This window comes from Leifsonia aquatica (assembly GCF_014190775.1).
In the GTDB taxonomy this organism is placed as follows: Bacteria; Actinomycetota; Actinomycetes; order Actinomycetales; family Microbacteriaceae; genus Leifsonia; species Leifsonia aquatica.
Genome location: NZ_JACHVP010000002.1, coordinates 419,711 through 434,421, shown reverse-complemented (window position 1 = coordinate 434,421; position 14,711 = coordinate 419,711). Strand labels below are relative to the sequence as shown.

Below are 14,711 nucleotides of genomic sequence, written 5' to 3'. Positions count from 1 at the left end.
TCCCAGCCTCGCCGCGGGCGCCCGCGCGCGGCACCGGCGGCCGGTGGTCACCCGTGTCCGCCGATCGGTGGACACGGGTGACGCCTGCGGCCGGGTCTGCGGTCCGGCGGTACGTCTGCGCCGCGGCGAGCGACCGCAGACGTACCGGGAGGCCGCAGTCGCCGAGTCAGGCGGCGGTCAGGCGGCGGTCAGGCGGCGGTCAGGGCGGCGATCAGCTCGTCGATGGTGACGACGGCGGCCTGCTGGGCGGGGTAGACCTTCTCGGTCAGGACGCGGTGCACCTCCGGGTCGCGGTCGAAGGTGCCGTCGGAGAGCACGACGAGGCGGTAGTCCTTGTCCACCGCGTCGCGGGCGGTCGAGAGCACGACGCCGCTGGTCGAGATGCCGGCGAGCACGAGGGTGTCGATGCCCCGCGCCTGCAGCTGCTCGTGGAGGTCGGTGGTGCTGAAGGCGCCGTAGCGCGACTTGCGCACCACGATCTCGCCGTCGGCGGGCGCGATGCGCGGGTCGACCGAGACGGCGGGGTGGTCGGGGCCGATCTCGCTCACGCGCTCGGCGGCGGTCGCGAAGCGGGAGTGCGCGGGGACGCGGGCCGCGTCCTCCTCCGACAGGGCGACGCGCACGTAGCCGATCGTGGCGCCCGCGGCACGGGCGGCCTCCCGCGCGCGGCGCAGCTCGGCGAGGAATCCGTCGGCGTCGGGGTGGGAGGCGAGGATGGAGGGCTGCAGGTCCATGAGGAGCAGCGCGGTACGGGACGGGTCGATGACGAGATCGTTCACATATATAAACTACCTCGCCCAGCTGAAAGCTTGCGTCCCTCCGCTGCCTACTGTATACAGAATACAGACCACCACAGCAGAGACTCTCAAGGAACGAGGTACTCATGTCTCGCGTCGACTCAACGGTGAGAAGGGCGCTGGCCATCACGGCGGCAGCCGCACTGGCCCTCAGCATGGCCGCATGCTCCGGCTCGGGAGGCGGCGGGTCCAAGACCGTCGTCTGGTCCACCTGGGGCACCCCGGAGGAACTCACCCGGTACAAGGAATTCGACACCCAGTTCATGAAGGAGCACCCCGACATCAAGGTCGTGCTCCAGCCGGTCGCCGACTACGGCGACTACCACACCAAGCTGCTCGCGCAGCTGGCCTCCGGCACCGCCCCCGACGTCTTCTACATCGGCGACGACAAGATCGGCCAGTTCGTGAACTCGAAGGCGCTGATGCCGCTGACGTCGCTCATGAACTCGTCGGCCAGCAAGACCAAGCCGGAGGACTTCGCGCAGGGCCTGTTCGGCGCCACGAAGAAGGGCGACGAGATCTACGCGGCGCCCAACGACTCCAACCCCGACGCCCTCTGGTACGACAAGGAGGCGCTGAAGAAGGCCGGCGTCACCGAGGACCCGGCGACGCTCGCCGCCGAGGGCAAGTGGACGACCGAGGCGTTCCTCGACATGAACGCCAAGCTCCACGACGCGGGCCTGACCGGCTCGATGTTCTGGAACTACTGGTCGACCCACTACAGCTGGATCTCGTCCCAGGGCGGCAAGGCGTTCGACGACTCGGGGAAGTTCGTCGCCAACACCGACCCGACCAGCGTGAAGGCGATGGACGTGCTGGCCAAGAACTTCCAGGACGGCACCTTCGTGGTCGCCGACACCCTCCCGGAGGGCGCGGGCGCCGACAGCGTGTTCGTCACCCACAAGGCCGGCTTCTTCGTGCAGGGCCGCTACACGATCGGCACGGTGAAGGCCGCGGGCGACCCCGAGAACTACGACGTCGCCCCGTGGCCGACCCCGAGCGGCAAGGCCGCGCCGACCGGCGTCGCCGTCAGCTACCTCGCCATCAACGCGAAGACCAAGAACAAGGACGCCGCGTTCGAGTTCTGGACGAACTTCCTCTCGGCCCAGGGCCAGACCTTCCGCCTCAAGGGCGGCGGCAACGCCGTCCCGTCGATCTCGGGCGCCGACTCGGTGGTGCTGGACGGCTACCCCGCCCACGCGCAGACCCTGCTCGACATGCGCGACATCGGCTTCGAGGACAACGCCACCGAGGCGTCCGTCCCCGGCCTCTCCAGCGACATCAGCGACAAGATGCTCGCGCTCTACCAGGGCAAGGCCTCCACGAAGGAGACGCTGGACGAGGTCGCGAAGATGATCGCCGCCAAGACCGGCGGCAAGTGAGGCATCGGACGTGAGCGCAGTCAGGGAAGCACTGGTCGCCCCCGAGGCCCAGACCCCTCCCGCGACGCCGGGCGGGCTCCGCAGGGAGCCCGCCTGGCGGCGTCGCGACCGCCGGTGGGGCTACGTGTTCGTGGGCCCGCAGCTGCTCGGGATGGCCCTCTTCGTGGTCGTGCCCTTCATCGCGAGCCTCGTGCTGGCGTTCGCGCAATGGGACGGCCTCAACGACCTCAGCTGGGTCGGCTTCGACAACTTCCGCACCGAGCTGAGCGACCCGCTCTTCGGCCGGTCGATCGTCAACACCCTCCTCATCGCCCTCATCACCGTCCCGATCGGCCTCGGCCTGGCCGTGGTGCTCGCTGTGGCGCTGGAGAAGCTGAAGACGCGCACGCTCTACCTCATCCTCTTCTTCGCGCCCGTCGTCACCTCGTCGGTCGCCGTGGCGATGATCTGGCAGCAGCTGTTCCGCAAGGACGGCGTGCTGAGCGGCTTCATCGCGAACGTGTTCCATATCGCGCCGCCGGACTGGCTGGGCGACCCGCACCTCGCGCTCATCGCCGTCTGCATCGTGACCATCTGGTCGTCCGTCGGCCTGAACGTGATCATCTTCCTGGCCGGCCTGCAGAACATCTCACCGGCCGTGATCGAGGCGGCGCGGCTCGACGGCGCCGGAGCGATCACCCTGTTCTTCCGCGTGCGGCTGCCGCTGCTGTCGCCGATCATCTTCTTCTCGACGGTGATCGCCTTCATCAGCTCGCTGCAGACCTTCGACACCGTGTTCATCCTCACCGCGAACGCGGGACCGGACAACGCGACCCGCACGATCGTCTACCACATCTACGATCTGGGCTTCGGCAAGTTCCAGTTCGGCCCGGCCTCCGCCGCGTCGATCATCCTGCTGGTCATCACCCTCGTGATCACGGGCATCCAGTTCGCCGCCCAGAAGAAGTTCGTCCACTACGAGGATGATGCCGCATGACCACTGCAACGGTCCCCACCGACTCCACCACCCGGGCCACCGCGCACCCGGGCCGCGCAGCCTCCCGCACCCGCAAGGCGCTGCTGCACGTCGTCCTGCTGCTCGGCGGCCTCGCGATGGTGTTCCCCTTCCTCTGGATGCTGATCACCTCGTTCAAGTCGCTGCCCCAGCTGCTGAACGACCCCCTGAGCGTCTGGCCGCATCCCTTCACCCTGCAGAACTACGCCGACGCGTGGAGCGACGTGCCGTTCGGGCAGGCGTACTGGAACACGATCTACATCGCCGTGCTCGTCGTCGTCGGCACGCTGGTCACCGCCGCCATGGCCGGGTACGCGTTCGCGCGCATCCCGTTCCGCGGCAGCAAGGTGCTGTTCGTGCTGTTCCTGGCGACACAGATGATCCCGATGCAGGTGACGCTCATCCCCTTCTACTTCCTCATGGCGAAGCTGGGGTGGGTGGACTCGCACCTCGCGCTGATCGTGCCGGCCGCGCTCGCGAACCCGTTCGCGGTGTTCCTCATGCGCCAGTTCGTGCTGTCGCTGCCGCGCGAGCTGGAGGAGGCCGCGCTCGTCGACGGCGCAGGCCGCTGGCGCATCTTCTGGAGCATCATCCTCCCGAACCTGAAGCCCGGCCTCGGCGCGCTCGCGATCATCGTGGCGCTGAGCACCTGGAACAACTTCCTGCTGCCGCTCGTCATCCTCAACTCGCAGGACCTCTTCACGGTGCCGCTGCTGCTGCAGAGCTTCCGCGGCCAGTACGGCTCGGTCAACTACGGGCTGATCATGGCGGCGTCGGCCATCGCGACCATCCCGATGCTGATCGCGTTCGTGATCGGTCAGCGCCGCATCCTGAACTCGATGGCCGCGTCGGGGCTGGGCGGGCGATGAGCGTCGCGGCTGCTGCGGGCGCGCGGGTCTCGCCGTTCCTCGACCTGGAGTCGGCGCCGTTCACCTTTCCGGGCTCGCGCCTCCTCGTGCTGCGCGCCGAGGGCGGGGTGACGGTGCGCGTGGCCGAGTACGAGCGTCGCCCGGACGACTGCGTGCTGGTGCGCACCCTGCGCGTGACCGGCGCGGACGGACGCGTCGCGCCGGTCAGCGCCGTGCATCCCGATCGCATCGAGTTCGGGGAGGCGGGCGTCACGCTGACCTTCGACGGCCCGGACGCGCTCAGCCTCGGCGGCGACGGGACGACGGACTGGGCGGTCGAGCTCGACCTGCCGCACGCGCCCGTCCTCCGCACCTCGGCTCCCATCCGCATCGCGCTGGCCCCCGCCGCCGCCGAGCACAGGGAGAGCGCGCGGTTCACAGCCGCGATCGAGCAGTCCTCTCCTGCCCAGCATCGGACGGCGCTGGAGGCGACGGCGCACGTGTGGGAGGAGTGGTTCGCGCGCACGCCGGCCGTGCGCGACGACCTCGCCGACATGACCGCCTTCTGCTGGTGGGTGCTCGGCGCCAACATCGTGTCGCTGCCCGGCCGCGGCGGCCGGGCCGTCGTGCCCTCCAAGATCGGGTACGTGGGGCTCTGGCAGTGGGACGCGTACTTCATCGCGTCCGGCCTCCGTCATGGCGACCCCGAGCTCGCCCGCGAGCAGCTGGAGCTCGCCTTCGCGTTCCCGACCGCCGACGGCCAGTTGCCGGATGTCGTACACGACGAGGGCGTGCTGGCCTCCAGCGACGACCTCCCGCCCGGCGACCGCGACAACCTGCGCCGCGCCGGCTCGGCCATCGCCGATCCGTCCGCGCCGATCCCGCTCACGAAGCCGCCGCTGGCCGCATGGGCGCTCCGCCGCCTGGAGGGTCTGGTCGACGACCCGGCCTGGTTCGACGCCGCCTGGAAGACGGTCTCACGCAGCCAGGAGTGGTGGTACGCGCACTCCGACCTCGACGGCGACGGGATGCCCGAATACGGCCACCCCTACTCGTCCGGCCTCGACGACAGCCCGGTCTTCGACGCCGAGCTGCCGGTGGCCTCCCCCGACCTCGCGGCCTACCTGATCCTGCAGGACGACCTGCTGGCGGCGCGGGCGCGGAGCGTGGGCGACACGACCGGCGCCGAGCGCTTCGCCGCGCGCGCCTCCCGTACGCTCGAGCTGCTGGAGGGGATGTGGGACGAGTGCGCCGGGTTCTTCCGCTCCTCGGGGGCGGGGAAGCCGGTGGATGCGGAGGCCGTCGTCTCCCTCCTGCCGCTGCTCACCGGCCGGCTGCCCGGGCGCTACGTCGCCGGCATCCTCGCCGCGCTCGACGACCCCGCGCGGTTCGCGACGACCTGGACCGTGCCCACCGTGGCGCGACGGGATCCGGACTACTCGGACGAGCGGATGTGGCGCGGCCCGGTGTGGGTCAACGTCAACGCGCTGCTCGCGGAGGGGCTGGCCGTCTCCGGCCACGCCGACCGGTCACGCGCGCTGATCGAGCAGACCCTCCGGCTCGTGCAGCACGGCGGAGGTCCCCACGAGTACTTCAACCCGGCGACGGGCGAGAAGGCGCGCACCGCGACGACCGCCTTCGGCTGGTCCGCGGCGCTGTTCATCGACCTCGCTGTGCAGGTCTCGGATAGAGGAGCGTCTATTTGCTTCTCAGGTGACGCTCGAAGCCCTTCAACGCCTTCGCGAAGCGTTGAGAGGTCGCACTATCGATCTCAAACTTGATCGGCAACTCCAACACAACATTCTCGCCTGTCAGCAGCCGAGCATTCATCTCGTCGATGATCCCTCGGAATTCAAACACGAACGTTCGCATCGCTTCAATTGGCTGTGCAGCATAGGCAGCAAGAGCCGCCAGTAGCGCTCCGCCTTCGTCCGAGTGAGAGGCGATCGACCGCGTTTCTAGAGCCCACTGCAAGAGGTCCGCGTAAACGGCGACCAGGCGCTTCGAAAGGCCGTCGATTCTCTCAGGGTCGCCAGGCTCGCCGGGGTCACCCAGCGCTTCTCGCTGCGCAGGGCCTCGCAAGAGAGCTTCGAACATGGCGACGCTGGCTCGAAGTCGGGCGTTCCGAGCTTGGACATATCCCAAAAGTTCGGCGTCTGGAATCGACGACGTAGGAAGCGCGAACCCAAATCTGTGATCGTCGTACCGGGATTCCAACGCCGAGACCTTTTCGACAAGACAGTATGAGAACAAGAGGTACTCCCAGCCCGCCGGCCTCTCACCGGTAACGATGGAGGCCTCAGCGGCCGTCCGCGGTACCCGTCCGTTGAACAACCTCGTGTCGTTCGCGGTTGACGTACCGAGCTTCGCCTCCAAAGCCCGCGCAATTCCAACTGGGGTTTCTCGCCATCCATCGAGATACCCGATAGAGTCCCGGACTCCGTCCAGCTTGGTGGAATCGAGGCGCACCGGAAGCAGATATGGCGAGCCCTCATTCATCGCGCGAGCCAGCACACTTCGGCGCTCCAATCGCGTCCAGGGCTTGGCTGCATAGGCCTGCGATATGAACATCACCGCGAAGCGGGCCCGACGCTCGTATACATCGGGAAAGTATTCAGTCAGATCGTGTCCCCAAAAATCGTGTTCGAAATCTTGGTCATAGAACACCGTGTATCCGGCCGACTTGACTAGATTCACAACCTCTTGGACAAACTCCCTGTCCTCGCCTGCGAACGTAACGGCGACATCGAAGTCATGATCTGCCATAGGGCCAACTTAGCGTCACCGTTGAGGCCGCTGCCCTACCCCAGGCGCTCCCACTTGATGCCGGCGTCGGCGAGCAGTCGGCGCATGCCGTTGGTCCAGTTCTCGGCGAGGGCGGCCTTCGCGGCGGGCACGTCACGCTCGACGAGATGCTGGGCGATGATCGCGTGCTCGGCGGCGGAGCGCTCGACGAGCACCTCGCCGCCGACGAGCAGGGACTCGTAGCGGTGGATGGCGCTGCGCACCTGCGCGATCTGCTCCAGCAGCTTGTGGTTGGTGCAGGCGCTCAGCATGAGGTTGTGCCACTCGTCGTCCTTGCGGTTGACGACGGCGTGCTGGGCGACGTCGTCCGAGAAGTCGGCGGCCAGGGAGCCGAGGCGGGCGCCGAGGGCGGCGAGCTCGTCGATCGGCGAGAGGTCGAGGGCGAGCCCCTCGAGCGTCACGATGATGGGGCAGAGCTCCTCGAACTCGCGCGCGCTGAGCGGCACGAAGCGGAAGCCCTTGCCGTTCTCGCTCTCGATCTGGCCCTCGCTCTCGAGGGCGATCAGGGCCTCCCGCAGCGGGGTGCGGCTGACGCCGAGCTCGGCGGCGAGCTGGACCTCGTTGATGCTCTCCCCCGGGCGAACGTCCCCCGCGCGCATGCGCGCGATGAGTTCCTCGCGCACCTGGGAACGCAGGTTTTTGCGTTCGATCGCCATGTGACCCCTCCCGGCCGGACTCGTGGTCGCCAGCTTAGGGGTTGACCCGTCGTGGCGATCGCTCTAGCGTTACTGTATACAGAATACAGTCCACACGAAGGCGGCACAAGACACGCCGCACCGCCTGGACCCCGTACGCACCCGCACGACACCGTTGAAGGAGACCGATGACGATCCCCGCGCCCCGGAGCATCCGACTCGACGCGCTCGCCTACGGCGGCGACTACAACCCCGACCAGTGGCCGGAAGAGGTCTGGGCCGAGGACGCGCGCCTGATGGTGGAGGCCGGGGTCAACCTGGTCACGCTGCCGGTCTTCTCCTGGCCGCTGCTGGAGCCGGAGCCCGGCGTCTGGGACTTCGCGGGTCTCGATCGGGTGATCGACCTGCTCTGGGAGCACGGGATCAAGATCGACCTCGCCACGGCGACCGCGACACCGCCCGCCTGGCTGGTGCGCGAGCACCCCGAGGTGCTGCCCTGGAACGCCGACGGCGTGCGCCTCGAGTTCGGCTCGCGGCAGTCGTACTGCCCGAGCTCCCCGGTGTTCCGGGAGGCGGCGCTGCGACTGACGCGCGCCCTCGCGGAGCGCTACGGCGAGCATCCCGCGCTCGCGCTCTGGCACGTCTCGAATGAGTACGGCGACCACGTGGCGCGGTGCTGGTGCCCGGAGTCGGCGCGGCACTTCCGCCGCTGGCTGGAGGCGCGCTACGGCAGCATCGCGGGGCTCAACGAGGCCTGGGGCACGAGCTGCTGGGGCCAGAACTACCTGAGCTTCGACCAGATCGAGCCGCCCCGCACCGCCACCGGCCCGATCAACCCGGCCGAGGTCGTGGACTTCGAGCGGTTCTCGTCGGACGCCCTCCTGGAGCTGTTCCAGTCCGAGGTCGACGTGCTGCGGGAGGTCACGCCCGAGATCGCCGTCACCACCAACTTCATGAGCCTCTTCCGCGAGCTCGACTACTGGCGCTTCGCCGACGCGGAGGACCTCGTGACCGACGACGCGTATCCCGACCCCGCGGACGCCCGCGCCCACGTGGGCGCCGCGCTCAACTACGGGCTGATGCGCAGCCTCAAGGAGGGCCGCCCCTGGCTGCTGCTCGAGCAGGCGCCCAGCGCGGTCAGCTGGCGCGACGTCAACGTGCCCAAGGCGCCCGGCCAGATGCGGCTCGGCAGCCTGCAGGCCGTCGCGCACGGGTCGGACGGCGTGATGTTCTTCCAGTGGCGGCAGGCGAAGTTCGGCCCCGAGAAGTTCCACTCGGCGATGCTCGGCCACCGCGGCGAGCGCAGCCGCACCTGGCGCGAGACGAAGGCGCTCGGCGCCGAGCTGCGGCGGCTGGAGCCGGTGCGCGGCACCCGCGTGCGTGCCGAGGTCGCGCTCGTGGCCGACTGGGACTCCTGGTGGGGCGTCACGCAGACCGAGTCGATGCCATCGCAGCGCCTGGACTGGCTGACGGAGGCGCGCGCCTGGCACGCGGCCGCGTTCGCCCTCGGGCAGCCGGTGGACGTCGCCCGCGCCGCCGGCCCGTTCGGCGACCACCGCGTGCTGCTCGTCCCCAATCTCTACGCGGCGACGGCGGAGCAGGCGGAGGCGCTGGACGCGTTCGTCGCGGCCGGCGGCCAGCTCGTCGTCGGGCCGTTCTCCGGCGTCGTCGATCACTGTGAGCAGGTGCACGAGGGCGGCGCCCCCGGGCCGTTGCGCGACCTCCTCGGCGTCGAGGTGGACGAGTGGTGGCCGCTGCCCGACGGCGGCCAGCGCACCGTCGAGCTCGGCGGCCGCGTGCACTCGACCCGCGTGTGGGGCGAGTGGATCGAGCCGGCCGACGGCACCGAGGTGCTGGCGCGCTTCGCCGACGGCGACCTCGCCGCGCTCCCCGCCCTCACCCGCCGCGCGCACGGCGCCGGCGCCGCCTGGTATCTCGCCGCCGGCCTCGACGAGCAGGGGATGCGTGCCGTGCTGTCCGCGGTCTTCACCGCCGCCGGCGTCGCCATCCGTGAGCCCGACACCGCGCTCGAGATCGTCACCCGCACCGACGGGGCCACCGACTACACCTTCGTGCTCAACCACGGCCGGGAGGCGCGGACCGCGCCGCGCATCCCGGGCGGCACCGACCTGCTCACCGGCGTCGACGCCGGGGCCGGACTGCCGCTCGACGCGTTCGGCGTCGCCGTGGTCGCGCATCCCGCGAACCGCCCTGCGAACACTGAGAGGCCAGCATGACCCACCCCTTCGTCCATCCGTACGTGCCGAACACGGCGCCCGCGTCGCGTCAGGCGATGCTCGACGCCGTCGGCGCGGCGAGCGTCGACGAGTTCTACGCGGACGTCCCGGCCGACCTGCGGCTCGGTCGTGACCTCGACCTCCCGGAGCCGCTGATCGCGGAGCAGGACCTCGCCCGCCACGTGAGCGGCCTGCTGCGCCGCAACCGCGCGGTCGAGCCGGGCCGCCTCTTCCTCGGCGCCGGCACGTACAACCACGCGGTGCCCGCCGTCGTCGACGAGGTGATCAACCGCAGCGAGTTCCTCACCGCGTACGCCGGCGAGCCGTACGAGGACCACGGACGCTTTCAGGCGCTGTTCGAGTACCAGTCGCTGATGGGCGAGCTGCTGAACACCGACGTCGTGAACGTGCCCACCTACGACGGCTACCAGGCGGCCGCGACCGCACTGGCCATGGCGACCCGCATCACCGGGCGCCGCGGCATCCTGCTGGTCAGCGACGCCCACCCCGACAAGCTCAGCAAGGTGCGCGACTACGTGCGCCCGATCGCCGACCTCGTCGTCGTGCCGACCGCGGACGGCATCGCCGACGTGGCCGCCACGCGCGCGCTCATCGGCCCGGACACCGCGGCCGTGTGGATCGAGACCCCGAGCTTCCACGGTGCGCTCGAGACCGCGATCGCCGAGCTGGCCGACGCCGCGCACGCCGCGGGAGCCCTGCTCGTCGCGGGGACCGACCCGATCGGGCTCGGCGTGCTGGCCTCCCCCGCCGACGCGGGCGCCGACATCGTGCACGGCGACATCCAGTCGCTCGGCCTGCACCCCTGGTACGGCGGAGCGCACGCCGGCTTCATCGCCGTCGCCGACGACCCGCGCCTGGTGATGGAGATGCCGTCGCGCCTGTTCGGCCTGGCCTCTACCGACGTGCCCGGCGAGTACGGCTTCGGCGACGTCGCGTACGACCGCACCTCCTTCGCACTGCGCGAGGAGGGGAAGGAGTGGGTCGGCACGGCCGCCGCGCTCTGGGGCATCGCCGCCGGCGTGTACCTCTCCCTGATGGGACCGCAGGGCATGGCCGAACTGGGCGAGACCCTCCTCGCCCGCACGGCGTACGCCCGCCGCGCCCTGACCGCGCTGCCCGGCGTGCGCGACGCCGACGGAGCCGTGCACCTGCGCGAGTTCGTGCTGGACCTGAGCGCGGCCTCCCTCACCGCACCGGCGCTCGTCGCCGCCCTGCGCGCCCGCGGCTTCGAGCCGGGGCTCGCGCTCGACGACACCCGCCTGCTCGTCTGCGTGACCGAGCAGAACACCCAGACCGACATCGACGACCTGACCGCGGCCGTCCGCACCGCCCTCGAGGAGACGCACCGATGAGCCTGCCCATCGCCCCCAAGCCCGCCCTGCGCCGCTTCCACCAGGCGCGCTGGGACGAGCCGATCGTCTTCGAGCTGCACGCCGCCGGTGAGCGCGGCGTGGTCCCGTCCGGCGTGGAAGCGGGGGTGCAGGAGGCCGTCGGCGACGTGGTCGCGGCGCTCCCCGCCTCCCTCCGCCGCCCCGTCGCGCCCGCGATGCCCGAGATCGGCCAGATGCGCGTGCTCAAGCACTACCTGCGGCTCAGCCAGGAGAACCTCGGCGCCGACCTCAACGTCGACGTGGGCCAGGGCACCTGCACGATGAAGTACGCGCCGAAGGTCAACGAGGCGATCATCCGCACCCCCGACCTGACCGACCTGCACCCCCTCCAGGACACGGAGTCGGCGCAGGGCGTGCTCGAGATCGTCTGGCGCACCGAGCGGATGCTGGCCGAGATCTCCGGGATGAGCCGCGTGTCGCTGCAGACCAGCGGCGGCTCCGAGGCGATCTGGGCCAACATCTCCATGATCCGCGCGTACCACGCCTCCCGCGGCGAAGGAGAGCAGCGGGACGAGGTGATCACCACGATCTTCTCCCACCCCTCCAACGCGGCCGCTGCGAAGATGGCGGGCTACAAGGTCATCACGATCTTCCCCGACGCGGACGGCTACCCCGACGTGGAGGCCCTACGCGCGGCCATCTCGCCCCGCACGGCCGCCATCATGGTCACCAACCCCGAGGACACGGGCATCTACAACCCCCGCATCCGCGAGTGGGTCGACCTGGCGCACTCGGTCGGCGCGCTCGCGTCGTACGACCAGGCGAACGCCAACGGCATCCTCGGCATCACCCGCGCCCGCGACGCCGGCTTCGACGTGTGCCACTTCAACCTGCACAAGACGTTCGGCACCCCGCACGGCTGCGGCGGCCCGGGCTCAGGCGCCAACGCGGTGTCGGAGGCGCTGGTGCCGTTCCTGCCCGGACCGGTGGTCGAGAAGGTCGGCGACCGGTACGTGCTCGACGGCGATCGGCCGCAGTCGATCGGGTCGGTCGCGCCCTTCTACGGCGTCATCCCGAACATCGTGCGCACCTACGCGTGGATCCGCGCGCTCGGCGCCCCCGGGCTGCGCGCGGTCGCCGAGACCGCCGTGCTCAACAACAACTACCTGATGAAGCGCATCCTGGAGATCCCCGGCGCGAGCGCGCCCTACGCGACCGGCCGCCGCCGCATCGAGCAGGTGCGCTACTCGTGGCAGGAGCTGTTCGAGGAGACCGGGATCAGCTCGGAGGAGATCGGCATCCGCGCCGCCGACTTCGGCATGCACTACTGGACCAGCCACCACCCGTACGTCGTGCCGCAGCCGTTCACCCTCGAGCCGACCGAGTCGTACTCGATGGCCGAGCTGGACGAGTACGCCGCGGTGCTCGCCGAGGTGGCGCGGGAGGCGCGCGAGACGCCCGACGTCGTGCGCACCGCCCCGCACAACCAGACCGTGCACCACACCCACCACGACGACCTGGACGACCCGGAGCGGTGGGCGGTCACCTGGCGCGCATACCAGCGCAAGTACTTCGGTGCGGGCGCGGCTGCGGGCGTGGGTGCGACGGCCGGCGCGGCCTCGGTCGAGGCTCCCGTCTCGGAGGGCGCCGCCGCATGAGCGTCGGGCTCGTCGTGAACCCGCTCGCGGGGATCGGCGGGCCCGCGGGTCTGGCCGGAAGCGATGGCGCCGCGGTGCAGCGGGAGGCGCTGCGCCGCGGCGGCCGTCCGCGGGGGTCGTCGCGGGCCGTGGAGGCGCTGCGCGTGCTCGCGGCCGCGCATCCCGGAGCCGAGGTGCTCACGGCGGCGGGGGCGATGGGCGAGGACGCGGTGCGGGAGGCGGGGCTCGTCGCGCGGGTCGTCTACAGCTCTCCCTCCACCTCCACGTCGCCCGACGACACGGCGCGCGCCGCTGCCGCCCTGCACGGCGCGGGGGCGACGCTCGTGCTCTTCGCGGGCGGCGACGGCACGGCCCGGGATGTCGCGCGCGGCCTCCCGTCGGGCGTCCCGGTGCTCGGCATCCCGGCCGGCGTGAAGATGTACTCGGGGTGCTTCGCGGTCGCCCCGGCCGCCGCCGGAGCGCTCGCGGCCTCCTGGACCGACGGCGCGCTGCCGACGATGGAGGCCGAGGTGCTGGACCTCGACGAGGAGCGCATGCGCGCGGGCCGCCCGGACCCGCGGCTGTTCGCCCTCGTGCCCGTCCCGTCCGCTCCCGGCCGCACCCAGGCGCGCAAGGCCGCCACCCCCGCGAGCGAGCGGGAGGCCGTGCACCGTGCCGCCACCGGGGCCGCAGCCCGCATGCTCCCCGGTGTGCGCTACCTGCTCGGCCCGGGCGGCACCACGGCCGAGCTCGGCCGGGTACTCGGCCTCGACACCACCCCGCTCGGCGTCGACGTCGTCGAGGACGGCCGCCTGGTCGCCGGCGACGTCACAGCCGACCAGGCACTGGCGGCGATCGACGGACGCCCTGCGCAGGCCGTCGTCACCGTCATCGGCGGCCAGGGCTTCGTGCTCGGCCGCGGCAACCAGCAGCTCTCGCCGCGCGTCGTCGCGGCGCTCGGGCCGCGTCCCCTGCTCGTGGTCGCCACCGAGCAGAAACTCATCGACCTCGCCGGCCGGCCCCTGCTGGTCGACACCGGCGACCCCGCGCTCGACGCACGGCTGGCCGGCCACCTCACGGTGGTCACCGGACCCGCCACGGCGAGCATCTACCCTGTCAGTGCCGCCACAGCGGCCCCCATCGAAGGAGATCCCGAATGCGTCTAGCCGGCAAGTCCGCCATCGTCACCGGAGGAGCGGGCGGCATCGGCCGCGCCACCTCCCTCGCCCTCGCCGCGGAAGGCGCCCGCGTCGCGGTCGTCGACCTGCAGCAGGACGCCGCGGAGGCCGTCGCCGCCGAGATCCGCGCCGCAGGCGGGGAGGCCGTCGCCATCGCGGCCGACGTCTCGGCCGAGGCCGACGTCGAGCGCGCGGTCGCCACCGCCGTCGACGCGTTCGGCGGTCTCGACATCGCCTTCAACAACGCGGGCATCATCCGCCGCACCACCGCCGTCGAGACCACCGTCGAGGAGTGGGACCGCGTGTTCGGCGTCAACGTGCGCGGCATCTTCCTCATGTGCAAGCACGTCGTCCCGGTCATGGCGGCGAAGGGCAAGGGCTCGATCATCAACACCGGCAGCGGCTGGGGGCTCAAGGGCGGCGGCCAGGCCATCTCGTACTGCGCCTCCAAGGGCGCCGTCGTCAACATGACCCGCGCCCTCGCGATCGACCACGGCCCGCAGGGCATCCGCGTCAACTCCGTCAACCCGGGCGACGTGAACACCGGGATGCTGCGCGACGAGGCCCGCCAGCTCGGCCAGGAGGCGGGCGCCTTCCTCGCCGATGCCGCCGATCGGCCGCTGGGCCGCATGGGCGAGCCGACCGAGATCGCGGCCGCCGTCGTGTGGCTCGCGAGCGACGAGTCGTCGTACGTCACGGGCTCCGCCCTCGTCGTGGACGGTGGCGGCATCGCCTAGCCCTGCGCCCTCACCGCGCCCCTCCCCGTCGGCGCTGAGACGTCACGACACGCCCTTTTCCGCCCTGAAACGGCGCGGAGAAGGGCGTGTTGCGTCTGGTCAGGTGGCC

General features: G+C 71.0%; 12 protein-coding genes. 9 read left to right on the top strand and 3 right to left on the bottom strand.

Annotated features, from left to right (window positions below):
• Window positions 1–188: 188 nt before the first annotated feature.
• The gene (locus FHX33_RS12025; RefSeq protein ID WP_338092028.1) at window positions 189–779 is read right to left on the bottom strand and encodes a cysteine hydrolase family protein; all 591 of its coding nucleotides are present in this window, start codon (window positions 777–779) and stop codon (window positions 189–191) included.
• Window positions 780–883: 104 nt separating this feature from the next.
• On the opposite strand from FHX33_RS12025, the gene FHX33_RS12020 reads away from it, so the two are divergent.
• The 4 genes from FHX33_RS12020 to FHX33_RS12005 are packed head-to-tail and all read left to right on the top strand — an operon-like array spanning window position 884 to window position 5,802.
• Window positions 884–2,179: an ABC transporter substrate-binding protein gene (locus FHX33_RS12020; protein ID WP_021761812.1), complete on the top strand. Its 1,296-nt coding sequence runs from the start codon at window positions 884–886 to the stop codon at window positions 2,177–2,179.
• A 10-nt stretch (window positions 2,180–2,189) separates the two neighbouring features.
• Window positions 2,190–3,155 (top strand): carbohydrate ABC transporter permease, encoded by a 966-nt coding sequence (locus tag FHX33_RS12015; protein WP_021761810.1) that lies wholly within the window; start codon window positions 2,190–2,192, stop codon window positions 3,153–3,155.
• A complete protein-coding gene (locus tag FHX33_RS12010) occupies window positions 3,152–4,042 on the top strand; it encodes a carbohydrate ABC transporter permease (protein WP_021761808.1) in 891 nt (296 codons plus the stop codon). Before FHX33_RS12015 ends, FHX33_RS12010 begins: the two co-directional genes overlap by 4 nt.
• Window positions 4,039–5,802, top strand: a complete 1,764-nt coding sequence (locus tag FHX33_RS12005) for an amylo-alpha-1,6-glucosidase (protein WP_021761806.1) — start codon at window positions 4,039–4,041, stop codon at window positions 5,800–5,802. Before FHX33_RS12010 ends, FHX33_RS12005 begins: the two co-directional genes overlap by 4 nt.
• On the opposite strand, the gene FHX33_RS12000 is transcribed toward FHX33_RS12005, so the two are convergent.
• Entirely contained in the window at window positions 5,720–6,787 is a 1,068-nt protein-coding gene (locus FHX33_RS12000) for a toll/interleukin-1 receptor domain-containing protein (protein WP_021761804.1), read from the bottom strand. The genes FHX33_RS12005 and FHX33_RS12000 overlap by 83 nt on opposite strands.
• Before the next feature lie 35 nt (window positions 6,788–6,822).
• Complete coding sequence (locus FHX33_RS11995; RefSeq protein WP_021761802.1) at window positions 6,823–7,482, bottom strand: GntR family transcriptional regulator; 660 nt, start codon at window positions 7,480–7,482, stop codon at window positions 6,823–6,825.
• A 167-nt stretch (window positions 7,483–7,649) separates the two neighbouring features.
• Between FHX33_RS11995 and FHX33_RS11990 the strand changes: the two genes are divergently transcribed.
• From FHX33_RS11990 to FHX33_RS11970, 5 genes are read left to right on the top strand one after another with little or no spacing between them, the layout of a single operon-like run.
• Entirely contained in the window at window positions 7,650–9,698 is a 2,049-nt protein-coding gene (locus FHX33_RS11990) for a beta-galactosidase (protein WP_183428555.1), read from the top strand.
• Window positions 9,695–11,071: an aminomethyl-transferring glycine dehydrogenase subunit GcvPA gene (gcvPA, locus tag FHX33_RS11985; protein ID WP_021764661.1), complete on the top strand. Its 1,377-nt coding sequence runs from the start codon at window positions 9,695–9,697 to the stop codon at window positions 11,069–11,071. The genes FHX33_RS11990 and gcvPA overlap by 4 nt, the downstream gene beginning before the upstream one ends.
• A complete protein-coding gene (gene gcvPB, locus FHX33_RS11980; RefSeq protein ID WP_183428554.1) occupies window positions 11,068–12,708 on the top strand; it encodes an aminomethyl-transferring glycine dehydrogenase subunit GcvPB in 1,641 nt (546 codons plus the stop codon). The genes gcvPA and gcvPB overlap by 4 nt, the downstream gene beginning before the upstream one ends.
• The gene (locus FHX33_RS11975; RefSeq protein WP_183428552.1) at window positions 12,705–13,853 is read left to right on the top strand and encodes an ATP-NAD kinase family protein; all 1,149 of its coding nucleotides are present in this window, start codon (window positions 12,705–12,707) and stop codon (window positions 13,851–13,853) included. The genes gcvPB and FHX33_RS11975 overlap by 4 nt, the downstream gene beginning before the upstream one ends.
• Window positions 13,844–14,602 (top strand): SDR family NAD(P)-dependent oxidoreductase, encoded by a 759-nt coding sequence (locus FHX33_RS11970; protein ID WP_183428550.1) that lies wholly within the window; start codon window positions 13,844–13,846, stop codon window positions 14,600–14,602. The genes FHX33_RS11975 and FHX33_RS11970 overlap by 10 nt, the downstream gene beginning before the upstream one ends.
• Window positions 14,603–14,711 lie beyond the last annotated feature (109 nt).